Below are 20,530 nucleotides of genomic sequence, written 5' to 3'. Positions count from 1 at the left end.
TGCGTCGGTGACCTCACTCCTGCGCAGAGCGACCCTCGTCTCGTCCGTGGCCTGCCTGTCCTTCGCCGCCGTGCCCGCCGCCGCGGCACCGAGCACCGGCCCGGTCATCGCCGAGGTCTACGGCGGGGGCGGCAACTCCGGCGCCACCCTCACCCAGGACTTCGTGGAGCTGGCCACCGTCGGCACCGGCCGTGCCGAGCTGGCCGGGCTGAGCGTGCAGTACCTGCCCGGCTCGCCGAGCGCGGCCAGCCGCTGGCAGGTGACCCCGCTGGCGGGCGGCGTCGAGCCGGGCGGCCGGTACCTGGTGGCGCAGAGCAGGGGCGCGGGCGGCACGGTCGCGCTGCCCGCGCCGGACGCCACGGGTGGCATCGCGATGGCCGCGGGGTCCGGCACGGTCGCGCTCGTCACCGGCACCGAGCCGCTGACCTGCCTCACGGCGGCCGCGTGTGCCGCCGAGCCGCGCGTCGTCGATCTCGTCGGCTACGGCAGTGCGGTGGTGCGTGAAACCAGCCCCGCGCCCGCCGCGAGCAACACGACGTCGGTGGCCCGCGCGGAGCTCACCGACACCGACGACAACGCCGCGGACTTCGCCGCGGGCGCCCCGACGCCGGTCAACGCGGCGGGCGAGACCCCGGGCGGGGAGGCGCCCGAGCCGGTCGACGCACGCGTCCACGACGTGCAGGGTGTGACGCGGCTGTCGCCGCTCGCGGGCGAGACGGTGCGCGTGCCCGGCGTCGTCACCGCCACGCGGACGTTCGGGTCGAGCCGCGGCTTCTGGCTGCAGGAACCCGAGCCCGACGCCGATCCGCGCACCAGCGAGGGCATCTTCGTGTTCACCGGCTCGGCGACGCCGTCGGTGGCGCCCGGCGACGCCGTGACCGTGACGGGCGAGGTCGCGGAGTTCTACCCGGACAACCCGGCCGGCTCGCCCTTCCAGTCCACCACCGAGCTGATCAGTGCACAGTGGACGGTGCGCTCCGCAGGCAATCCCGTGCCCGGCGCGCTGGCTGTCGGCGAGGACACCGTTCCGGACGAGTTGGCTCCGCTGCCCGGCGGCAACATCGAGCCGCTTGCGCTGGAGCCCGGGCGCTACGCGCTGGACTTCTGGGAGGCGCACGAGGGCGAGCTGGTGAGCGTGTCGGACGCGCGGCTGGTGAGCCGCAGCACCGACTTCAACGAGCTGTACGTGACGACCAAGCCGCAGCAGAATCCGAGCGCACGAGGCGGAACCGTCTACCTCGGCTACGGCCGGCCCAACACCGGCATCCTCAAGATCGAGTCGCTGATCCCGTTCTCCCAGCGGCCGTTTCCCGCGGCAAACACCGGCGACGTCCTCACCGGCGTCACCTCGGGCCCGGTGGAGTACGACCGGTTCGGCGGCTACACGTTGCTGGCGAACGTGCTCGGCGAGGTGAAGGACAACGGCCTCGAACGCGAGGTCACCCGTCCGCAGCGGCCGGGCGAGCTGGCCGTGGCCACCTACAACGTGGAGAACCTGTCGGCCGCCGACGAGCAGGAGAAGTTCGACACGCTGGCCGAGGGTGTCGTGCGCCATCTGGCCTCGCCCGACATCGTGACGCTGGAGGAGATCCAGGACAACAACGGCCCTGCGGGCACCGGCGACGGCGTGGTGGCGGCCGACGCGACGCTGCGCCGGTTCACCGACGCGATCGTCGCCGCGGGCGGCCCGCGCTACGCGTGGCGGCAGATCGACCCGCAAGAGGGTGCCGACGGCGGCCAGCCGGGCGGCAACATCCGCGTCGGCTTCCTGTTCAACCCGCATCGGGTGTCCTTCGTGGACCGTCCTGGCGGGGACGCGACGACGCCCGTGTCGGTGGTGACGGCGCGGCACACGCCGCACCTTTCGATCTCACCGGGCCGCGTCGCCCCCGGTGACGCGGCGTGGGAGGACAGCCGCAAGCCGCTGGCGGGCGAGTTCGTCTTCCGCGGCCGCACCGTGTTCGTCATCGCCAACCACTTCGCGTCGAAGGGCGGCGACCAGCCCCTCCACGGCCGCTACCAGCCGCCGACGCGCGGCTCCGAGGTGCAGCGGGTGCGCCAGGCGGAGGTGCTGCGGGCCTTCGTCGACGACCTGCTCGCCGCCGACCGGAAGGCCACCGTCGTGGTGGCCGGTGACCTCAACGACTATCCGTTCTCGCCTGCCGTGCGCACCCTCACCGAGGGTGGTGCGCTGCGGGCGCTGGTGGACACGCTGCCCGCGAACGAGCGGTACAGCTACGTCTTCGAGGGCAACTCGCAGGTCCTCGACCACATGCTCGTCTCCCGTGGCCCGCGCCGCGTCGACTACGACATCGTGCACATCAACGCCGAGTTCGCCGAGCAGGCCAGCGACCACGACCCGCAGGTGGTGCGGCTGTACCCGAGGTGAGTCGTCCGGGGCGGCCGTACGCGTTAGCGGGCTCGCCAGCCGAGTCGCAGGATCGCCTGCGTCAGCTCGTGGTAGGCGGTCCGGATGTCCTCGGCGTAGCGGTCGAGCCAGTCGCCACGCGCCGAGGACACCGGCTCCGGGTCCGCGCCCATGTCGAGCCAGGACAGCCGGGAGACGTTGTCGGCGGCCATCCGCCACCAGCGGGTGGCGCGCTCGGCGGTGACCTGCTCGCGTTCGGTGGCCGCCGCGACCTCCTGCTCGGCCGCGGCGATCGCCGAGGTCAGCTCCTCGGCTCTCGCCAGCTCCCAGGCCCGCAGGTCCTCGGCGGCCTTGCGGGCGAGCCCCACGATCTCCTTGTACCGTACGGCGGCGGTCGCGTCGTCACTCATCGTCGGCCTCCGGGCGGCGGAACGGGATGATGACCTCGGGCGCGGCGTGCGTGGTGCGGTCGAAGAACAGCGCCCGGCCCGGACGTGGCGCCCAGTGCACCACCTGGCCGCCGCAGAATGGGCTCAGTTCGCTGCCCTGCACGTCCAGCGCCGCCCAGGCTCCGATGTCGTCGGTGCCGCCGAAGCCGAGCGTGTCCTTCAGCCGGGCGATGCCGCGCCACCAGCCGAGCACGTGCAGCCGGTTGCCCGGCCCCTGCTTGAGCAGCGTCCGCAGGTGGTCGAGACCGCTGGGCTTGCCCGGCTCCTTGCGTTCCAGCAGCGGCAGCGCTCCGTCCACCCCGTAGAACACGAGGATGCGCGCGATGCCGCTGGTCGGCAGCTCCTCCACGAGGTTGCCCGCCAGTTCGGCCAGCTCGTCGGCGGCAACGACGCCCGCCTTGTGCCCCTCGGCGGTGAGCCGGTCGGCCAGCTCGGTGACGGCGGGAGCGCACGTGTCCACCGCGCAGCACAACACGAACTCGACGTCGCCGGGCTGGTACTGCCGGGCCAGTGAGCGCGTCGCCGAGTCGAGCACCGACAACGCCTCCTTCGTGCTCGTGCCCAGCACGGCCAGGTTGCGCCCCGGCGCGGGCGAGAGCTCCACGGCCTGCGCCGTGTCGGCGACGTCGATCGACTGGCCGACGAGCGCGCGCGGCCGTTCGGCGAGGCCGAGCCCGGTGAACGCCTCGGACGTCTCCAGCAGCGGCGCGTGCGCACCGTCGAACAGCCGGGGCTGACCGTGCCCGGCGGCGTAGCGCTGCCAGAGTTCCCGCTGCAGGGACGGAAAGACGCCCTTCGCGCTCGCGTCGGGCACGTGCGCCAGCTGGTTGCCGTGCGCGACCCCGGAGTCGTGGTTGATCACCGCATGCCAGCGGGGTGCCGCGACCGCGGCCTGGTTGGCCTCGGCCAGCACCCGCCGCGCCTTGGGCATCGCGATGCGCAGCGTGCACTGCTCGAACACCGCGGGCTTGCCCCAGAACGCCTCGATGCCCGCGATGTCCTGGCTGGCCAGGATCAGGTGGATGCCCTGAGAGCGGCCGCGCCGGGCCAGGTCCTCCAGCAGCGAGGTGGCGAGCGCGGTGACGCTGTCGCGGCCCGCGAACAGGTACTGGAACTCGTCGATCACCGCGACGATGCGGGGCCAGTGCCCTTCCGGGTCCTGCTCCCGCAGCTCGGCGATGTTGGTGACCTCGTGGTCCTTGGCCGCGGCGGAGCGCCTGCGCATCTCGTCGGAGAGGAACCGCAGCAGGGCGAGCCCGAACTCGCGGTCGGTGTTGACGTTCACGCCCACCAGCCTGGCGTGCGGCAGCCAGCTGGAGTCCTTGCGCCCCGGCGCGAGCCCCGCGAACGACACGCCCTCCTTGAAGTCGAGCAGGTAGAGCGCCAGCTCGTCGGGAGAGTACCGGGCACACAACGCGCCGATCAGCGCGTACAGGAAGTTCGTCTTGCCCGAGCCGCTGGGCCCGCCGATCAGCGCGTGCGGCGTGGCGTCGCCGATGACGACCTCCACCGGCTCGCCCTCGAAGAACCCCACCGGCGCGCGGAGCTCGCTCGCGGAGCTGTGCGTGCCGTACTCGGTGGGCAGCAGGTCGGCGAACGAGCGCGGCCCGCCCTGCTTGGCCACCAGAGCCTCGGCGATGCGGCTCGCGGCCGTGGTCACCTGGCCAGCGGGCAGCGGAGGGTCGAGGTCGACCACCAGCTCCGGCCCGGTCATGCTCGTGATCGCGCGCCGCTCGTCGAGCAGGCTGATCGTCTCGACCGAGCCGCCGAGCACGGTGGGCACGTCCACCAGGATCAGCGAGATGCCGGCGTCGAGCGCGCCACTGGCGACCCGCTTGAGGTCGCGCAACTGCTCCGGCTGCAGGTCCTCGCCGTTGCCGTAGAGCACACCGATGCGCCACGGCTCGGTGCGCTTGCCGGTGGCCGCGCGCAGCGCGCGCAGCGACGAGTACCCGGCCTGCATGGTGTAGCCGTGGACGCGGCGGATGTGCCCGGCGAACTCGTCGAGCAGGTCCACCAGCCGGGTGGGGTCGTGGACGGTGACGGCGCTGGTGCGGCTCAGCGCGTAGAAGTTGGGCAGCACGGCCGTGAGCTGGCCGACGTCCCACAGGTGGATCTTGACCGCGCCCGGCTCGAACGTGCTGAGCACGCGCATCAGCAGGTTCTCCACGATCGCGTCGACGGTGTCCCTCGTCCTCGGCGCCGAGGTGATCGCCAGGTGGGACTCGTCGAGCAGTGGCACGGCGACGTCGAAGGTCAGCTCGGTGCCCGGGGTGCGCCCGGCCGCTGATCCATCCACTGTGGACGAGCCGATGCGCCACAGCCCCGGCGCGGAAAGGCCCTGGCCCGTGCCGACCCTGCCCAGCCACTCGCCGGGAGGGCGGCCCGCTGGCCCGGGCGCCGTGGCGGACACCAGCTCACGGAGCCTGCTGGGGCCGTCGGCCCACTCGGCGTAGAACTGGTTGCGGACGCTGCCCAGCCAGGACAGCACGTCACGCATGGCCGGGTCGCGCAGGCGCTCGGCCAGCTCGGGGTCGGCCGCGGCCCGCTCCATGCCGGTGCGCACGACCACCTGCTCCAGCCGCAGCTTCGCCAGGTTCAGCTCGGCGGACTCCCGGGCGTTGCGGGAGGCGCCGAGCGCGAGGCCGATCTGGTGCCGCAGCTGGTTCAGCGCCCGCAGCACCCTGGCTCGTTGTTCGGCGGCCTTCCTGCCCATGATCGTCTACAGCCTCGCCTGGTAGTGCTCCAGCAGGTCACCGATGCCCGTCAGCCGGTCGCGCTGGCCATCCAGCTGTTCGAGGGCCTGCGGCAGCTGGGAGGGCAGCCACGGCTGGGCCTGCGCCTGCGACGCGACGATCACTCGCCGGTACTCCTCCAGCAGCTCCTTCGCGCGATCGGTGTGCGCCCGGGCGTCCGAGAGCCCGCTGTGGACCTCGTTGAGTGACTGCCGCAGCTGGTCGAGTGACATGGCGCCGTTACAGCCGGGCCGAGTAGCTCTCGGCGGACGAGATGCACGCCTGGATGGTGGTCTGGGTGCCGTTGATGCCCTGCAGCGCCTCGGCGAGCAGGCCGTGCGCCTGGTTGACCTCGTCCTGTGTGCTGCCGGACGTCGCCTGCGCCAGTGTCTGCTGGGCCTCTTCGAGCGACTGGGCTGCCTGCTGGAGGGCGGCGATGCTAGCGGAAGCCTTCTCGTTCGCGAGGGCGATCCCCGCGCGGATCTCTTCCACTCCGGGCATAGGGCGGACTCCTTGAGGAAGTCGGGTCGTTCGGTACCAACTTAGCGTGACCGAGTGACTCCGGACAGTCTGATGGCTGGGGGATGTGCTGGTTACTCTGTGCTTCGCAATAACTGAACGCCGGACCCTGGCGGATCCGGCGTTCAGTGGATGCGTTGGCTGAGAGGGTAATGGTTCCCCAGCGCAGGGCTCGAATCGGCCCCGTTCTCAGCCCGCCCTGCGGACGGCCGACCTGCGGAGGGCCACCCCCAGCCCGATCATGCCGACGGCGAGGCCGAGGTGCAGCCAGTCGTCGGCGTTGTTGAGCGGCACGAAGTTGGCCGCGCTGTTCTCCGCGACGAACAGCCCGTACAGCCACAGGGCCAGGTAGACGACCCCGCCGCCGACGAGGAAGGCGGTGGCGGCCGTGGCAGTCCTGGCCAGCGCGAGGCCGGCGACGCCGAACAGCAGGTGCACGATGTTGTGCAGGATCGACACCATGAAGACGCCGAACAGCATGGCCGTCGAGTCCGGCCCGGCGAACTCCATGCCGTCGTAGTTGGTGGTCACGCCCGGGATGAATCCCAGAACGCCGACGATGAGGAAGACGCCGCCGACCACGAGGGCGGCCATCTGTACAGGGGTGTAGCGGCGTGTGGACGCCATGCCCGGCTTCGCCATGGTTCCCTCCTGCCCGTGGGAGCGGATGTGAGATCCACGGACTACCCACCCTCGCGTCCGTTATGCACGGTTCCCGAGGGAAGCTTGCCCGGCGCCGGCGAGCCCAAGGTGACCTTGGGCACACGCCAGGTACCCAAGGTCACCTTCGGCTCGGCACGGTGGCGAGACGCCCTGGAGCGGGTTACCCGACGCGGGTGAACGGAACGCCGGTGGGGACCGTGATCGTCTTGCCGTGCTACGAGTGGTCGTCGGCGGGGAGACGCGGTGGTTTACCCGGCTGATAGTCCAGGCGGCGGGTCCGCAGCTTGGTGACTTCCAACCAGATGGGCCCTGTGCGCTACAGAGGTGTTCAACGGCCTCCCAGTGTGCGGCGAGCAGACGAACGAAGTCCCAACGGTTCGCATCCCGCCCGGGCGGCCGTAGACGAACGCAGCGCAAGCCACTCTTGAGAGCAGCGGCCGCTTCGTAGAAGCGCGTGCGAATATGCCGGTCATTGGTGATCGCTACCCATCCGTACCGGGCGACCGCGGGTATCCACTCCTCATCCTTCCGAGGTATGAGATCGGCGACCGGCTTGTGCGAGCCCGTCACAACGTCCTTCCGTAGTCGCATCAGGCCGAGCCCGACACCTGTGAGGTCCTCGTCGACGATGAACCTGACCTTGGCGAGCTCAGGGTTTGCCGGTCGCGTCACGCGATACGGGCGTGCAGCCGGTCGTAGTTGACGGCTTGGCGCACGTGGTCGACCGCCAGCCCATAGCAGTCGGCGACCTCCTCGGGGTCCTCTCCCGCGCGTACCAAGCCCGCGATCGTTGTCACCCGCACACTGCATCCGTCGACGACGGGCTCCCCGCCTCGGAGCGAAGGGTCAAGCCGAACCGCCGGGAAGTCAGGATCAGGACGGATCGCCGAGACCTCGCCGGAGCTGTCCTGGTCGAACTCGGCGGCTTCGACGAACTTCGACACCCACGGCGTCAGAAGCATCTGCCCGGAGCCGACTGCCTCGGTGAACATGCCGTGAAGTCCGGAGTCTTCCTGCGCCTGCCACAGTATTCGCCGGCCGGACGCCTGAACGTAGGGCGCCGCGTGCGCCAACGGATAGGTCTCGTCGAACCGCTCGCGTAACACCTCGACCACCCGCCGCAGCCGCTGCACCGGGATCTTGTCGATATCGCGGTACCCGGCAAACAGGCGTGTCTCGACGAATTCTCCCCAGCTCACCCAGCGCGTGCGCTTTGGTTCGGCACGCAGGATGGGTGGGTAGGACGTGCCCTTGCGCCGGTATCCGTTCAGCCACCGCAGGGCGGTACCTTCGGTCAGCCCGAGCACCCGGTCCACCTGTGGATAGGTGTACACCGGACGATCCAGCAGCGACACGATGTCGCCCATGTCCGCCCCGCCCCTTCCGTCCCAGTATGCGTAGCGCGATACCTCTACGAGGGGTAAAGCGCAGCACTGTTGCCCGAGACGACGAAACGCCGGGCTGCCCGACTTCCCGGGTGCCCGGCGTTTCGCCTGTTCAGAGAGCGGAGGATACGGGATTCGAACCCGTGAGGGCTGTTACACCCAACACGATTTCCAATCGTGCGCCTTAGGCCGCTCGGCCAATCCTCCGCCGAAGAGGGTAGCAGGGGGGTGCTCGGCGAAGCCCTGGCGGGTCGGCGCGCTCACCGGGCCCACCGGAGCGCGATCACCGGAAGCAGTACGAGTCGGACGAGGCGTCGCCACCTTGCAGCCGCACCTGGTGGGCCCGCAGCCCGCGGAAGTCGTCGCCGTGCGGGAAGAACCGCTCGTCGACGACGAGCCCGCCCCCGGCGTCCGGGTCGGTGTCCAGCTTGGCGAACCAGGCGCCGACCCCGTCCGGATAGAACTGGTCGTCCCACGCGCCGTACAGCGAGTTGGTGACGTAGACCCGCCGCCCGTCGCGGCTGACCTCCACCATCTGCGGCCCTCCCGACAGCGGTTCATCCGGCGCCGACGGGTGCGCCACCCGCCCGGTGATCCCGCCGAGCCGCACCGAGCCGGCCTCCCGGGGGTGCCCGGGATCGCTGACGTCGTACTGCTTCAGCTCACCGGTGCCCCAGCACGAGACGTAGAGGAACCGGTCGTCCACGGAGAGGTTGATGTCGGTAACCAGCGGAGGCACCGCCCCGAACGGCTTGAGCGCGGGCGGCAGGGCCTCGGCGTCCGCGGGCTCGGCCGGGATGGTGATCACCTTGTCGGCCTTCCACGTGCCGTCGTCGTCGCGGTGCCAGCGCCACACGGAGGCCGAAAGATCCTCGGTGCTGACGACGACACCGACGAAGCCCCACGTCGCCTCCGGGTCATGGGAGGGCCGCAGCTCCAGCACCATCTGATGCTGCTCGCCGAGGTCCACGCGCTGCAGGTGCCTGCCCTCGGCGAGGTCCCAGAAGTGCAGGGCGTGACCGTACTTGTTGCCGAGCAGCAGTTCCGGGTCGATCCCGTTCTCGATCATCGACGGCGTTCCCCACTCCGACGTGATCGCGGTGTTCTGGTTGAGGTGCCACCACGCGTCGTAGGCGAGGTACTGCGGCCCCCGGTCGGTCTCCCAGGCGCGCAGCACGCCGAACGTGTCGTGGTCGAGCAAGGCGATCCCGCCGGGACCGTCGTCGCCGTTCGCGCCGCCGAGGCAGGACAGGAAGATGCCCTCCGGCCCGCAGTGCAGCGTGTGCGGCCGCGAGTACCCGGCCCGCTCCGCGAGCTCGGCCGCCGTCACGGTGTGCACGAGCCGCGGCTGCCGGGGATCGGGCTCGGTGTCGTAGACGTGGATGTTGGACGAGCGCAGCCCGGGCAGCAGCAGGTAGCGGCGGCGCAGGCCGTCGGTGTGGTGACCGGCGTGGGCGAAGGCGCTGCTGCACGCGTTCCAGCCGAAGTGGTGCAGCTCGTCGCCGCGGGTCGGCAGGTCGGCCCAGCCGACGACGCGGCCGTAGGTGGCGGACGCGGGATCGGTGTCGACGACGGTGAGCGCGTCGGGGCGCCGGCCCGCGCGGTCGAACGCGACCACGTAGGCCAGGTGCTCCGGCGGCGCGGCGATGGCGTCGGAGGGGCTGCGGTAGAAGGTCGGATCGGTCGCGGCGTGGCTCATGGTGCGCCTCCTCGGCTGGAGTGAAACGTCCGGCAGCTTCGAGCGTCCTGCCCGCGCCGGGCTGGTGTCCAGGCCGGTCCGCATTCCGGAAGCGGTTGCGCCGTTTGGGTTTCCCACCGGCCGGGTACGCGAGGCAGCGGATGACCGTGCCGACGCCGACCGGGAAGAGGGACGCCGTGGCCGTGGCGACCGTGGACGCAGAGAAACAGGCGGCACTGGCGGAACTGGGGCAACAGCTCCGCGTCGACGCGATCCGGGCCGCCGACGCGGCGGGCTCGGGGCACCCCACGTCGTCGATGTCGGCGGCGGACCTGATGGCGGTGCTGCTCGGCAACCACCTGCGCTACGACTTCACGGCGACGCAGAACCCCGGCAACGACCACCTGATCTTCTCCAAGGGCCACGCCTCGCCACTGCTGTACGCGATGTTCGCCGCCGCGGGTGCCATCGCCGACGACGAGCTGCTCACCTTCCGCAGGGCGGGCAGCCGCCTGGAGGGTCACCCGACGCCGCAGCTGCCGTGGGTGGACGTGGCCACCGGCTCGCTCGGGCAGGGCCTGCCCATCGGGGTCGGCCTCGCGCTCGCGGGCCGCGACCTCGACCAGCTCGGCTACCGGGTGTGGGTGCTGTGCGGCGACAGCGAGCTCGCCGAGGGCTCCATGTGGGAGGCCTTCGAGCACGCCGGGCACGCGCGGCTGGACAACCTCGTCGCGATCGTCGACGTCAACCGGCTCGGCCAGCGCGGCCCCACCCGGCACGGCTGGGACACCGCCGCCTACGCCCGCCGCATCGCCGCGTTCGGCTGGCACACGATCGAGATCGACGGCCACGACGTCGGCGAGATCGACCGCGCCTACACCGAGGCGCTGGGCAGCGACCGGCCCACCGCGATCCTCGCGCGCACCCGCAAGGGCAAGGGCGTGGCCGCCGTCGAGGACAAGGAGGGCGCGCACGGCAAGCCCCTGCCCGATGCCGACGAGGCCATCCGGGAACTCGGCGGCCGCCGCGCCATCCGCGTCGAGGTGAACGCCCCGGACGGCAACGCCGCCCCGCCGAGGCCGGACACGGCTTCGCTGCGCATCCCGGCCTACGAGCAGGGCTCCGAGGTCGCCACCCGCACCGCGTTCGGCGAGGCGCTGGAGGCGCTCGGTGGCGTGCGGTCCGACGTCGTCGCGCTCGACGGCGAGGTCAGCGACTCGACCAGGCTCGGCTATTTCGCGCGCTCGCACCCGGAGCGGTTCTTCCAGTGCTACATCGCCGAGCAGCAACTGGTCGCGGCGGCGGTCGGCATGCAGGTGCGGGGCTGGGTGCCGTACGTGTCCACGTTCGCCGCGTTCCTCAGCCGGGCCTACGACTTCCTGCGCATGGCGGCGATCAGCGGGGCGAGCCTGCGGGTCGTCGGCTCGCACGCCGGCGTCTCGATCGGCGAGGACGGGCCGTCGCAGATGGGGCTGGAGGACCTGGCGTTCTTCCGCGCGCTGTGGCGCAGCGCCGTGCTCTACCCGTGCGACGCCAACCAGACGGCGCACCTCACCGCGGCCATCGCCGACCGCTCCGGCATCAGCTACCTGCGCACCACCCGCGGCGACACACCCGTGCTGTACGGGCCGGAGGAGACGTTCCCGATCGGCGGCAGCAAGGTGCTGCGCTCCTCGCCCGGCGACCGCCTGACGATCGTCGCGGCGGGCATCACCGTGCCCGAGGCACTGGCGGCGGCCGACCGGCTCGCCGCCGACGGCATCGCGGCGCGGGTGATCGACGCCTACTCGGTGAAGCCGATCGACGCCGCGACCCTGCACGAGGCCGCCGCCGACACCGGCCGCGTGCTGACCGTGGAGGACCACTGGCCGCAGGGCGGGCTCGGCGACGCGGTGCTCGACGCGTTCACGCAGGCCACGAGCATGCCGAGGGTGGCGAAGCTCGGCGTGCTGGCGCTGCCCGGCTCGGCGAGCCCGCAGGAGCAGCTCCAGCACGCCGGCATCGACGCCTCGGCCGTCGTGGACGGCGCGAGGGCGTTGCTCAGCGAGTGACGCGCGTGAACGACCACCTGCGCCGCGGCTCCGTCGCGGCGTAGGTCGCCGCCGTGACCAGTCCGTAGGCGAGGTGGGGGACGGCGTCGCTGACCCAGCCCTCGACGCCCCACTCGCGGGGGTCGGTGACCTTCATGGCGGTCATCGGAGCCGCGGAGCCGACCATCGCCCCCAGGCCGGTGACGACGCTGCCGACCAGCACGGACGGGCGCCAGCCCAGCCCGCGCGCCGCACCGTAGGCCGCGCCGATGGTCGTGCCGGAGAGCATGCCCATCAGCGCGCCCAGCCCGGACACCCGGCTCTGCCGGGTCTCCTCGTCGCCGGGAATGTCGGCGCCCGCGGTCTTCGCCATCTTCTCCACCGTCTGCTCGGGCGTGCTGCTGGAGGGACGGCCGCGCACGGCCATGTCCAGGTAGGTGGTGGCGTTCAGCGCGGTGGTGCCCGCGGCGCCCGCCGCGATGCCACGCAGTATGGAACCAAACATGGCCGGTGGATACCCGCCGCTTCGCTCCCTCACGCTCGCCCGGTCCAGGACTTATAGTGACGTCGTGGCGGCCGAGCAACGAAGCGCGACGGAGCGAGCCGTCGAGCACAGCAACGCACTCGACGCGCTGCTGCGCGAGCGCGACGGCCTGCTGACCGTGCTCGACCGCGTGGTGGCCCTGCACGGCACGGCCCGCCTCATCCGCGACACCCTCGGCACCGACTCGGGGTTCGTCGCCGAGGTGGACGGCCCGCGGCAGGCCGTCATCCGGTGGCTGTCCGGCACGAGAACCGACCAGCTGCGCAACCTCATCGTGCCCGTGGGCCACGGGGTCGGCGGGCGGGTCATCGCGCTGGGCAGGCCCGTCCGGGTCACCGACTACGTCAGCTCCCCGACGATCACGCACCAGTTCGACGCGCAGGTGCGCGGCGAGGGCCTCGGTGCGATGCTCGCGGTGCCGATTCTCGACACCGGCGAGGACAAGAACAAGACGGTCGCGGTGGCCTACGCGGCGATGCGCAAGGCCGCGGACTTCGGCGACGACGCGGTGTCCAAACTGGAGGGCATCGCGGGCAGGGCGGCCACCGCGCTGCGCATCGCCAGCGCCGCCGCGGCGTCGCGGGCCGACGCGGTGACCGCCGAGCGGCAGCGCATGCAGAGCGCGCTGCACGACTCCGTCGGCGCCCTGCTGTTCTCGATCGGCGTGCAGGTGCGCGACCTGCACGAGGCCATTCGCGACAACCCGGCGCTCGACCTGCGGCTGCGCAGGCTCGAGTCGGACGTCTCCGCCGCGTCCAGCGCGCTGCGCGAGTCGCTGCTCGCGTTGTCGGAGACCACCCCGGAGCGGGCGCTGCCCGTGGAGCTGGCCGAGTACACCCGCTCGTTCGAGGCCCGCACCGGCGTCCCGGCCCGGTTCGTGCAGCTCGCGCCGGTGCCGCCGCTCGATGCCGAGCGCACCGCGCTGCTCGTCGCCGTCGTCCGCGAGGGCCTGCTCAACGTGGAGAAGCACGCGCGGGCGTTCTCGGTGGTGGTGAGCCTCGGGCCGTGCGACGACGGCGTGCAGGTCGTGGTGGCCGACGACGGCGTCGGCGAGGCCGCGGAGCCGGAGGCCGCGAGCACCGGCATGGGCGTGCGGTCGCTGGCCGAGCGCGCCGCCCGCGTCGGCGGCAGGGTGAGCCTCGTGCGGGACGAGGACGGCGGCTGCACCCTGCGCGCTTGGCTGCCCGGTGTCCCGGCGTGACCGCGAAGATTCTGGTCGTCGACGACCACCCGGTGGTGCGCGACGGTGTGACGCTGCTGCTGCGCTCCGACCCCACGCTGGTCATCGCAGGCTCGGCCGAGTCGGGAAGGGCCGCCATCGAGCGGGTCGGCGAGCTGCTGCCGGACTTGGTGCTGCTCGATCTGCGGCTGCCCGACATGCTCGCGCCCGAGGTCATCGCCGGGCTGCGCAGAGCCCATCCCGGCGCCAAGATCGTCGTGTTCACCGCGCACGGCGACCACCAGGGCGTCGTCGCCGCACTGGAGGCCGGTGCGCACGGCGGACTGCTCAAGGACGTCGCGGGCACCGATCTGGCGACGGCGCTGCGCCGCGTGCTGCGCGGCGAGCGGGTGGTGGACCCCCGGATCATGCCCGACGCGGGGCAGCGCACCGACGCGCTCGCGCGCAGCGGGCTCACGCGGCGTGAGTACGAGGTGCTGCGGCTGGCCGCCCAGGGCAAGACCAACCCGGAGATCGCCGAGGCGACGGGGCTGACCCGCAACACCGTCAAGACCTACCTCCAGTCGGCGCTGCACAAGCTCGGCGCGCGCAACCGGGTGGAGGCCATCGGCAAAGCCAGCGAGGCCGGGCTGCTCTGACCAGCACCGTTTCCAGTTCGTTGCCCTTTCCCTCTCCAGGTGGGGGTATGGGAACTTCCCAAGCGCACGCAGGATAGCCGCCACTGGTAGTGACTGACGTCACACGACCGGAGGAGGCCGTGTGGGCAACGACGCCCCCACTTTGGACACGCTGTGTTGACGGTGCGGAACCTGCGCGTGCGGTACGGCCGCTCGGTCGCGGCTCTGCACGGGCTTGACCTCGACGTTCCCGACGACGGCGTGCTGGCCGTGCTCGGCAGCAACGGCGCCGGGAAGTCCACCCTGCTGCGCACGCTCTCGGGCACGCTGCGTATGCATCGCGGCGAGGTCGTCGAAGGCGAGGTGCGCTACGGCGACCGGCGCATCGATCGGCTGGACCCGGCGGCGATCGTGGGTCTCGGCATCGTCGGCGTGCCCGAGGGCAGGCAGATCTTCGCGCGGATGAGCGTCGACGAGAACCTGCGCGCCGGCGGCATCGGCGCCCGCTCCGCCGCCGAGCGCGCCGAGGCCAAGCAACGCGTGCACGAGCTGTTCCCCGTGCTCGCCGAGCGGGCGGGCCAGCGGGCCGGGCTGCTCTCCGGCGGCGAACAGCAGATGCTGGCCATCGGCAGGGCCCTCATGTCGAGCCCGCGCCTGCTGCTGCTCGACGAGCCCTCGCTCGGGCTCGCCCCCAAGATCGTCGAGCGCATCGCCGCCACCATCCGCGAGATCCACGCGCAGGGCACGGCCGTGGTGCTCGTGGAGCAGAACGCCGTGATGGCGCTCGCGGTCGCCGACACCGCCGTGGTGCTGGAGGTCGGCTCCGTGGCGCTGGCCGGTTCCGCCGCCGAGCTGGCGGGCAGCGAGGAGGTGCAACGGCTCTACCTCGGCGGGCACGCCGAGTCCGACGCCGATGCCGAGCGCGAGGCACAACAGGCGCGCGAGCAACGGGCCGGGATGCGCGGATTGTCGAGGTGGAGCGGATGACCACCGCGGAACTGCGGGTACGCGAGGTGACACTGCGCTTCGGCGGGCTCTATGCGCTGGACGACGTGTCCTTCACGGTGGCGCCCGGCGCCCTGCACGCGCTGATCGGGCCCAACGGAGCCGGCAAGTCCAGCTGTTTCAACGTGATCAGCGGCCTGTACAGGGCGAGCGCGGGGTCGGTGACGTTCGGCGAACACGAGCTGACCGCCTACCGGCCCAACCGCAGAGCCCGGCTCGGCGTCGGCAGGGCGTTCCAGAACGCCGCGCTCTCGCCGCACTCGACCGTGCTGGACAACGTGATGCTCGGCCGGTACGCGCTGACCCGCGGCGGGTTCCTGGCGTGCGGGCTGCGGCTGCCCTGGACGCGGCGCGAGGAGCGCAGGCACGCGGCACGGGCCGCGGAGATCTGCGACTTCCTCGGCATCGGCGCCGCGCTGCACACCCCGGTGGGCGGCCTGCCCTACGGCGCGGTGAAACGGGTGGACATCGCCCGCGCGCTCGCCGTGGAGCCGTCGCTGCTGCTGCTCGACGAGCCGGCGGCGGGCATGAACGCCGCCGAGACGGCCGAACTGGCAGGCACGATCCGCGACGTCCGTGACGAGCTCGGCATCTCGATCCTGCTCGTGGAGCACGACATGGGACTGGTCATGGACATCGCCGACCGGGTGACGGTGCTGGACTTCGGCCGGGTCATCGCCGACGGCACGCCCGCCGAGGTGCAGGCCGACCCCGAGGTGGTCAAGGCCTACCTGGGCACGGACAACACCGAGAGCACGGAGGCCGGGTAAGTGGAGACGTTCGTTCAGCTCGTGGTCAACGGGCTCGGCAAGGGCGCGGTGTTCGCCCTGCTGGCGCTGGGCTTCGTGGTGATCTTCAAGGCCACGGAGGTGGTCAACTTCGCGCACGGCTCGCTGGTGCTGTTCGGTGGCTACCTCGTGGTGGCGACGCGGGAGACGCTCGGCTGGGCGGGTGCGGTCGTCGTCGGCATCGTCGGGGCGGGCCTGCTCGCCCTGCTCGTGGAGCGGCTGCTGCTCTCGCGGTCCAAACTGGCCGACCCGTTCAGCCTCGCCCTGCTCACCATCGGCGTGGACGTGATCATCACCGAGGAGATCGTGCGCAGACTCGGGGTGTCGCTGCCGTTCATCGGCGACGCCTGGGACGCCCAGCCCATCCAGGCCGGTGGCGTCACGCTGTTCCGCACGCACCTGGTGGCGCTGGTGGTGGCGACCGTGCTGATCACGCTGTTCTTCATCGCGTTCCGGTACTCGAACTGGGGCATCGCCATGCGGGCGCAGGCCGAGAACAAGGAGGCGGCCGCGCTCGTCGGCATCCGCAGCGCGCGGGTCACCGCGACCGCGTGGCTGGTGGCGGGACTGCTCGCCGGTGTCGCGGTGCTCTTCATCGCCACGCAGGACTTCTCGGGCGCGGGCCTGTCCCGGGGCACCCACTCGATCGCGCTCGCCGCGTTCCCCGCCGCGATTCTCGGTGGTCTCGACTCCACGGCGGGCGCCATCGTCGGCGGCATCGTGGTCGGCCTCGTCGACGCGCTCTCCACCCACTACGTGTCGTTCGCCTTCTCCAAGAGCGCGGTGTTCCTCGTGATGCTGCTGGTGCTCGTGATCCGGCCGTCGGGCCTGTTCGGGACGAGGGAGACGACCCGTGTCTGACACCGGAACCGATGCCCGCGCCACCACGACGGCGCCGCCGGAGCCGCCGCAGGCGCCGCCGAGGCCCACGCCGCGCCGTGGCGCGCAGTGGTGGGTGCGCAAGGCGCTGTGGCTCGCGCTGTTTCTGGTGCTGCTCGCGCTGCCGCTGTACCTGGAGGCACAGTGGCTCAAGGCGGGGCAGTACATGATGGTCGGCGCCGTCGGCGCGATCGGGCTGACCCTGCTCACCGGTCAGGCGGGCCAGCTCTCGCTCGCGCACGCCTTCTTCCTGCTCGCCGGGGCGACCTCCTACACGGTCCTCTCGGGGCCCACCGGTGACCCGGAACTCGTCGGCTTCGGGCTCGACCCGTTGCTCGCCCTGCTCGGTGCCGTCGCCATCACGGCGGTGCTGGGCCTGGCGTTCGCGCCGGTGGCCGCGCGGCTGCGCGGCATCTACCTCGGTGTCGCCTCGCTGGCGCTCGTCTTCCTCGGGCTCTACTTGGGACAGTCGGCCGAGTCGCTCACCGGCGGCACGTCCACAGGACGCCCGCCCGCGACGTTCGAGCTGTTCGGGTTCCCGTTCTCCAACGACGGCGACCTGGAGATCGCGGGTGTCCCGATCCGCGAGACCGAGCGCGTCTGGTACCTGTTCCTCGCACTGGTCGTGATCGCCTTCCTGCTGGCGCGGGGTGCGGTGCGCGGACGCATCGGCAGGGCCTGGCGGGCCGTGCGGGACAACGAGGCGTCGGCCGCCGTGATGGGCGTCAACGTGCCGACGGTCAAGGCAGGGGTGTTCGCGGTGTCCTCGGCCTACGCCGGGCTCGCGGGCGTGATGACGGTGCTGTGGTTCGACATCCTCAAGCCCGACGAGAGCGAGTTCGGCACCTACGGCATCAACGTCTCCATCGCCTACCTCGCGATGATCATCATCGGTGGGCTCGGTTCGGTGCCGGGCGCGCTCGTCGGGGCACTGCTGGTCAACGGGCTACCGCAGGTGCTCGCGCTCTACTCCACACAGCTGGGCTGGTCCACCGGCACCGGCGAGGGCGCGTTCACGCCCATCTTGATCAGTTCGTTCGTGTACGGCGCGGCGATCATCCTCGTCGTGCTGTTCGAGCCAGGGGGTCTCGCGGCCATCGGCCGCAGGATCGGGCAACGCCTGACCTTCACGCGGCGCGGAAAGGAATGAACATGAAACGAATACTCGCCCTGGCCTGTGCCTCGGCGCTGGTTCTCGCGGGTTGTGGCACCAAGGGTGGCGGCTCGGACTCCGGCGGTGAGGGCGCGGGCGGCGTGCAGACCGACGTCGGCGTCACCGACTCCGAGATCACCCTAGGCGTCATGACCGACCAGACCGGGCCGTTCAAGAACCTCTCGACCGGCATCACGCACGGCAACGAGCTGTGGGTGAAGGACGTCAACGCGGCGGGCGGCATCTGCGACCGCCAGCTCAAGCTGCGGATCGTCGACCACGGCTACAAGGCCGACACCGCGAAGACGCTGTACCCGCAGATCGAGCCGAACGTTCTCGGGCTGGTGCAGCTCGTCGGCTCCCCTGTCACCGCGGCGCTCAGCGGGGATCTGGAGTCCGACGAGATGACCACCACGCCGGCGTCGTGGTCGTCGGAGCTGCTGAGCAACCCCTACCTGATGGTCGTCGGCACGACGTACGACGTGGAGATGATCGACGGCCTGTCCTACCTGCAAGAAGAGGGCATGATCTCCGACGGCGACACCGTCGGCCACATCTACATCGACGGCGAGTACGGCGCCAACGGCCTGCGCGGCGCGCGGTACTACGCCGAGCAGCACGACCTGAAGCTGCGCGAGGTCAAGATCACCTCGTCGGACAACGACCTGACCAACGTGGTGACGGGCCTGCGTGGCCAGGGTGTCAAGGCGATCCTGCTGACCACCACGCCCACGCAGACCGGGTCGGTGGCCGCGGCCAACAAGGCGCTCGGGCTCAACGTGCCGATCCTCGGCAACAACCCGACGTTCGACCCGCTGCTGCACCAGAGCCCGGCCGCGAACGCGCTGGACAAGCTCTACGTGGTGGCCAGCAGCGTGCCGTTCTCGGCCGACATCGACAAGGCCAGGGAGGTCGCGCGCAAGTACGAGGAGGCGGGCTTCACGGAGCCGCCGAACGCGGGCGTCCCCTACGGCTACGCGGTGGCCGAGGTGTGGGGCACGGTGCTGAGGAAGGCCTGCGAGAACAAGGACCTCACGCGGGCCGGTGTGCACAAGGCGCTGCAGCAGACGACGTCTGCCGAAACCGGCGACCTCGTGGCCGAGCTGGACTTCTCCCAGCCGGGCGCGCCTGCGACGCGGCAGGTGTACGTGGCGCAGCCGGACGCGTCGGTCGAAGGCGGCATGAAGTACGTCAAGCCGCTGTTCGAGTCCGAGGACGCGAAGGGCTACAAGGCACCGCATCAGCAGTGAGCGGTTTCCGCGGCGGCCCCGGAAAGGCCCGGGGCCGCCGCGGCCTTTCACTCACCGCAAGCCGCCTTCCGCCGGGCGGAAGGGATCGGCCCGCGTATTGAAGCCGCTCACATCGTCGTGTGAGGATTCGGCAATGAGTCAGCGTTCGACCCCACCGTTTCGCGCAGACCACGTCGGCAGCCTGCTGCGGCCCCCCGAGTTGCACAAAGCCAGGGAGAAGGCGGCGCAGGGCGCGATCACCGCCGAGGAACTCAAGGCCGTGGAGGACGACGCCATCCGGCGTGTCGTGGACCTCCAGCGCAAGGTCGGCCTGCAGCCCGCCACCGACGGCGAGTTCCGGCGCGCGTCCTGGCACATGGACTTCATCTACCAGCTCGACGGCGTCTCGAAGAGCGACGAGCGGCTGCACGTGAAGTTCCACAACGCCGCGGGAGATCTGGAGTTCAGCCCGCCGGGCCTGCAGGTCGACGGCAAGGTCGGACTGAGCGGGACCATCTTCGGCGAGCACTTCGGCTTCCTGAAGTCCGTTGTGGACCCCGGCGTGACGCCGAAGCTCACCATCCCCTCGCCGAGCATGGTGTACTACCGCGGCGGGCGGGCCGCCGTGGACGAGAACGTCTACCCCGATCTCGAGGACTTCTTCGCCGACCTCAGCGCGGCGTATGCGAACCAGATCAAGGGCGTGGGTGAGCTGGGCTGCACCTACCTGCAGCTCGACGACACGAGCCTGGCCTACCTCAACGACCCGAACCAGCGTGAGCTGGTGGCCCGCATGGGCGGCGACCCGGAGACGCTGCACCTGCGCAACATCAAGACGATGAACGCCGCCATCGCGGCCAAGCCCGAGGGCATGACCATCACGACGCACCTGTGCCGGGGCAACTTCCGGTCGTCGTGGGCCGCCGAGGGCAGCTACGACTTCGTCGCCGAGGCCCTGTTCAACGAGCTCAACGTCAACGGTTACTTCCTGGAGTTCGACGACGAGCGCTCCGGCGGGTTCGAGCCGCTGCGGTTCGTGCCGAAGGGCAAGTATGTCGTGCTCGGCCTGGTGACCACCAAGCGCGGCGAGCTGGAGTCGGTGGAGTCGCTGCAGCGGCGCATCGAGCAGGCCTCGAAGTACGTCGACCTCGACCAGCTCTGCCTGTCGCCGCAGTGCGGCTTCTCCTCCACCGAGGAGGGCAACGACATCACCGAGGACCAGGAGATCCGCAAGCTGGAGCGGATCGTCGAGACCGCGGCGAAGGTCTGGGGCTAGCGCACCAAGCCTTCGCGTCGGGCGAGCCGAAG

Annotated in this window: 19 protein-coding genes and 1 tRNA gene; 10 read left to right on the top strand and 10 right to left on the bottom strand. The window is 71.3% G+C overall.

The genetic code is table 11. The features are described from left to right. Positions 1–7: 7 nt before the first annotated feature. On the top strand, positions 8–2,389 hold the full coding sequence (locus tag BAY60_RS03230) for an endonuclease/exonuclease/phosphatase family protein (RefSeq protein ID WP_342769741.1): 2,382 nt from the start codon (positions 8–10) through the stop codon (positions 2,387–2,389). Positions 2,390–2,412: 23 nt separating this feature from the next. Here the strand turns inward: BAY60_RS03230 and BAY60_RS03225 are convergent, their stop codons facing one another. The 9 genes from BAY60_RS03225 to BAY60_RS03190 form a co-directional block, all read right to left on the bottom strand. Beyond that, on the bottom strand, positions 2,413–2,778 hold the full coding sequence (locus BAY60_RS03225) for a hypothetical protein (protein ID WP_112279314.1): 366 nt from the start codon (positions 2,776–2,778) through the stop codon (positions 2,413–2,415). After that, on the bottom strand, positions 2,771–5,533 hold the full coding sequence (locus tag BAY60_RS03220) for an FtsK/SpoIIIE domain-containing protein (RefSeq protein ID WP_112279313.1): 2,763 nt from the start codon (positions 5,531–5,533) through the stop codon (positions 2,771–2,773). Before BAY60_RS03220 ends, BAY60_RS03225 begins: the two co-directional genes overlap by 8 nt. A gap of 6 nt (positions 5,534–5,539) precedes the next feature. After that, a complete protein-coding gene (locus BAY60_RS03215) occupies positions 5,540–5,785 on the bottom strand; it encodes a hypothetical protein (protein ID WP_112279312.1) in 246 nt (81 codons plus the stop codon). A gap of 7 nt (positions 5,786–5,792) precedes the next feature. Then, on the bottom strand, positions 5,793–6,053 hold the full coding sequence (locus tag BAY60_RS03210) for a hypothetical protein (RefSeq protein WP_112279311.1): 261 nt from the start codon (positions 6,051–6,053) through the stop codon (positions 5,793–5,795). A 207-nt stretch (positions 6,054–6,260) separates the two neighbouring features. Beyond that, entirely contained in the window at positions 6,261–6,713 is a 453-nt protein-coding gene (locus tag BAY60_RS03205) for a DUF4383 domain-containing protein (protein ID WP_112279310.1), read from the bottom strand. Between the two features lie 60 nt (positions 6,714–6,773). Further along, positions 6,774–7,325: a PIN-like domain-containing protein gene (locus tag BAY60_RS38560; RefSeq protein WP_425466459.1), complete on the bottom strand. Its 552-nt coding sequence runs from the start codon at positions 7,323–7,325 to the stop codon at positions 6,774–6,776. Positions 7,326–7,402: 77 nt separating this feature from the next. Next, on the bottom strand, positions 7,403–8,101 hold the full coding sequence (locus tag BAY60_RS03200; protein ID WP_112279309.1) for a DUF433 domain-containing protein: 699 nt from the start codon (positions 8,099–8,101) through the stop codon (positions 7,403–7,405). A gap of 138 nt (positions 8,102–8,239) precedes the next feature. Further along, positions 8,240–8,326, bottom strand: a tRNA-Ser gene (locus BAY60_RS03195). Between the two features lie 76 nt (positions 8,327–8,402). Continuing rightward, the gene (locus BAY60_RS03190) at positions 8,403–9,818 is read right to left on the bottom strand and encodes a selenium-binding family protein (RefSeq protein WP_112279308.1); all 1,416 of its coding nucleotides are present in this window, start codon (positions 9,816–9,818) and stop codon (positions 8,403–8,405) included. Positions 9,819–9,994: 176 nt separating this feature from the next. On the opposite strand from BAY60_RS03190, the gene BAY60_RS03185 reads away from it, so the two are divergent. Beyond that, complete coding sequence (locus BAY60_RS03185) at positions 9,995–11,848, top strand: transketolase (protein ID WP_112280679.1); 1,854 nt, start codon at positions 9,995–9,997, stop codon at positions 11,846–11,848. Here BAY60_RS03185 and BAY60_RS03180 read toward each other — a convergent pair. After that, the gene (locus tag BAY60_RS03180) at positions 11,838–12,332 is read right to left on the bottom strand and encodes a hypothetical protein (protein WP_112279307.1); all 495 of its coding nucleotides are present in this window, start codon (positions 12,330–12,332) and stop codon (positions 11,838–11,840) included. The genes BAY60_RS03185 and BAY60_RS03180 overlap by 11 nt on opposite strands. A gap of 64 nt (positions 12,333–12,396) precedes the next feature. Here BAY60_RS03180 and BAY60_RS03175 point away from each other — a divergent pair, with 64 nt between their 5' ends. The 8 genes from BAY60_RS03175 (at position 12,397) to BAY60_RS03140 (ending at position 20,498) form a co-directional block, all read left to right on the top strand. Beyond that, a complete protein-coding gene (locus tag BAY60_RS03175) occupies positions 12,397–13,572 on the top strand; it encodes a GAF domain-containing sensor histidine kinase (protein WP_245992293.1) in 1,176 nt (391 codons plus the stop codon). After that, complete coding sequence (locus tag BAY60_RS03170; RefSeq protein WP_112279305.1) at positions 13,569–14,189, top strand: response regulator; 621 nt, start codon at positions 13,569–13,571, stop codon at positions 14,187–14,189. The genes BAY60_RS03175 and BAY60_RS03170 overlap by 4 nt, the downstream gene beginning before the upstream one ends. Before the next feature lie 153 nt (positions 14,190–14,342). After that, the gene (locus BAY60_RS03165; RefSeq protein ID WP_112279304.1) at positions 14,343–15,155 is read left to right on the top strand and encodes an ABC transporter ATP-binding protein; all 813 of its coding nucleotides are present in this window, start codon (positions 14,343–14,345) and stop codon (positions 15,153–15,155) included. After that, positions 15,152–15,943, top strand: coding sequence for an ABC transporter ATP-binding protein (locus BAY60_RS03160; protein WP_112279303.1), 792 nt, complete (start codon positions 15,152–15,154; stop codon positions 15,941–15,943). The genes BAY60_RS03165 and BAY60_RS03160 overlap by 4 nt, the downstream gene beginning before the upstream one ends. Beyond that, on the top strand, positions 15,944–16,822 hold the full coding sequence (locus BAY60_RS03155) for a branched-chain amino acid ABC transporter permease (RefSeq protein ID WP_112279302.1): 879 nt from the start codon (positions 15,944–15,946) through the stop codon (positions 16,820–16,822). After that, the gene (locus BAY60_RS03150; RefSeq protein ID WP_112279301.1) at positions 16,815–17,990 is read left to right on the top strand and encodes a branched-chain amino acid ABC transporter permease; all 1,176 of its coding nucleotides are present in this window, start codon (positions 16,815–16,817) and stop codon (positions 17,988–17,990) included. Before BAY60_RS03155 ends, BAY60_RS03150 begins: the two co-directional genes overlap by 8 nt. A 2-nt stretch (positions 17,991–17,992) precedes the next feature. Beyond that, entirely contained in the window at positions 17,993–19,243 is a 1,251-nt protein-coding gene (locus BAY60_RS03145; protein WP_112279300.1) for an ABC transporter substrate-binding protein, read from the top strand. Positions 19,244–19,376: 133 nt separating this feature from the next. After that, the gene (locus BAY60_RS03140; protein ID WP_112279299.1) at positions 19,377–20,498 is read left to right on the top strand and encodes a 5-methyltetrahydropteroyltriglutamate--homocysteine S-methyltransferase; all 1,122 of its coding nucleotides are present in this window, start codon (positions 19,377–19,379) and stop codon (positions 20,496–20,498) included. Positions 20,499–20,530 lie beyond the last annotated feature (32 nt).

Origin of the sequence: Prauserella muralis (assembly GCF_003202285.1) — a bacterium.
GTDB classification, from domain to species: Bacteria; Actinomycetota; Actinomycetes; order Mycobacteriales; family Pseudonocardiaceae; genus Prauserella_B; species Prauserella_B muralis.
Note: the sequence above shows the minus strand (reverse complement) of the source record. Positions and strands in the feature narration are given on the sequence as shown.

Bases quoted from the DNA above. Each gene is read 5' to 3' on its own strand.
- BAY60_RS03180 (WP_112279307.1), bottom strand. From the start codon at position 12,332: ATGTTTGGTTCCATACTGCGTGGCATCGCGGCGGGCGCCGCGGGCACC.
- BAY60_RS03145 (WP_112279300.1), top strand. From the start codon at position 17,993: ATGAAACGAATACTCGCCCTGGCCTGTGCCTCGGCGCTGGTTCTCGCG.
- BAY60_RS03140 (WP_112279299.1), top strand. From the start codon at position 19,377: ATGAGTCAGCGTTCGACCCCACCGTTTCGCGCAGACCACGTCGGCAGC.
- BAY60_RS03200 (WP_112279309.1), bottom strand. From the start codon at position 8,101: ATGGGCGACATCGTGTCGCTGCTGGATCGTCCGGTGTACACCTATCCA.
- BAY60_RS38560 (WP_425466459.1), bottom strand. From the start codon at position 7,325: ATGCGACTACGGAAGGACGTTGTGACGGGCTCGCACAAGCCGGTCGCC.
- BAY60_RS03215 (WP_112279312.1), bottom strand. From the start codon at position 5,785: ATGTCACTCGACCAGCTGCGGCAGTCACTCAACGAGGTCCACAGCGGG.
- BAY60_RS03190 (WP_112279308.1), bottom strand. From the start codon at position 9,818: ATGAGCCACGCCGCGACCGATCCGACCTTCTACCGCAGCCCCTCCGAC.
- BAY60_RS03160 (WP_112279303.1), top strand. From the start codon at position 15,152: ATGACCACCGCGGAACTGCGGGTACGCGAGGTGACACTGCGCTTCGGC.
- BAY60_RS03220 (WP_112279313.1), bottom strand. From the start codon at position 5,533: ATGGGCAGGAAGGCCGCCGAACAACGAGCCAGGGTGCTGCGGGCGCTG.
- BAY60_RS03225 (WP_112279314.1), bottom strand. From the start codon at position 2,778: ATGAGTGACGACGCGACCGCCGCCGTACGGTACAAGGAGATCGTGGGG.
- BAY60_RS03205 (WP_112279310.1), bottom strand. From the start codon at position 6,713: ATGGCGAAGCCGGGCATGGCGTCCACACGCCGCTACACCCCTGTACAG.
- BAY60_RS03210 (WP_112279311.1), bottom strand. From the start codon at position 6,053: ATGCCCGGAGTGGAAGAGATCCGCGCGGGGATCGCCCTCGCGAACGAG.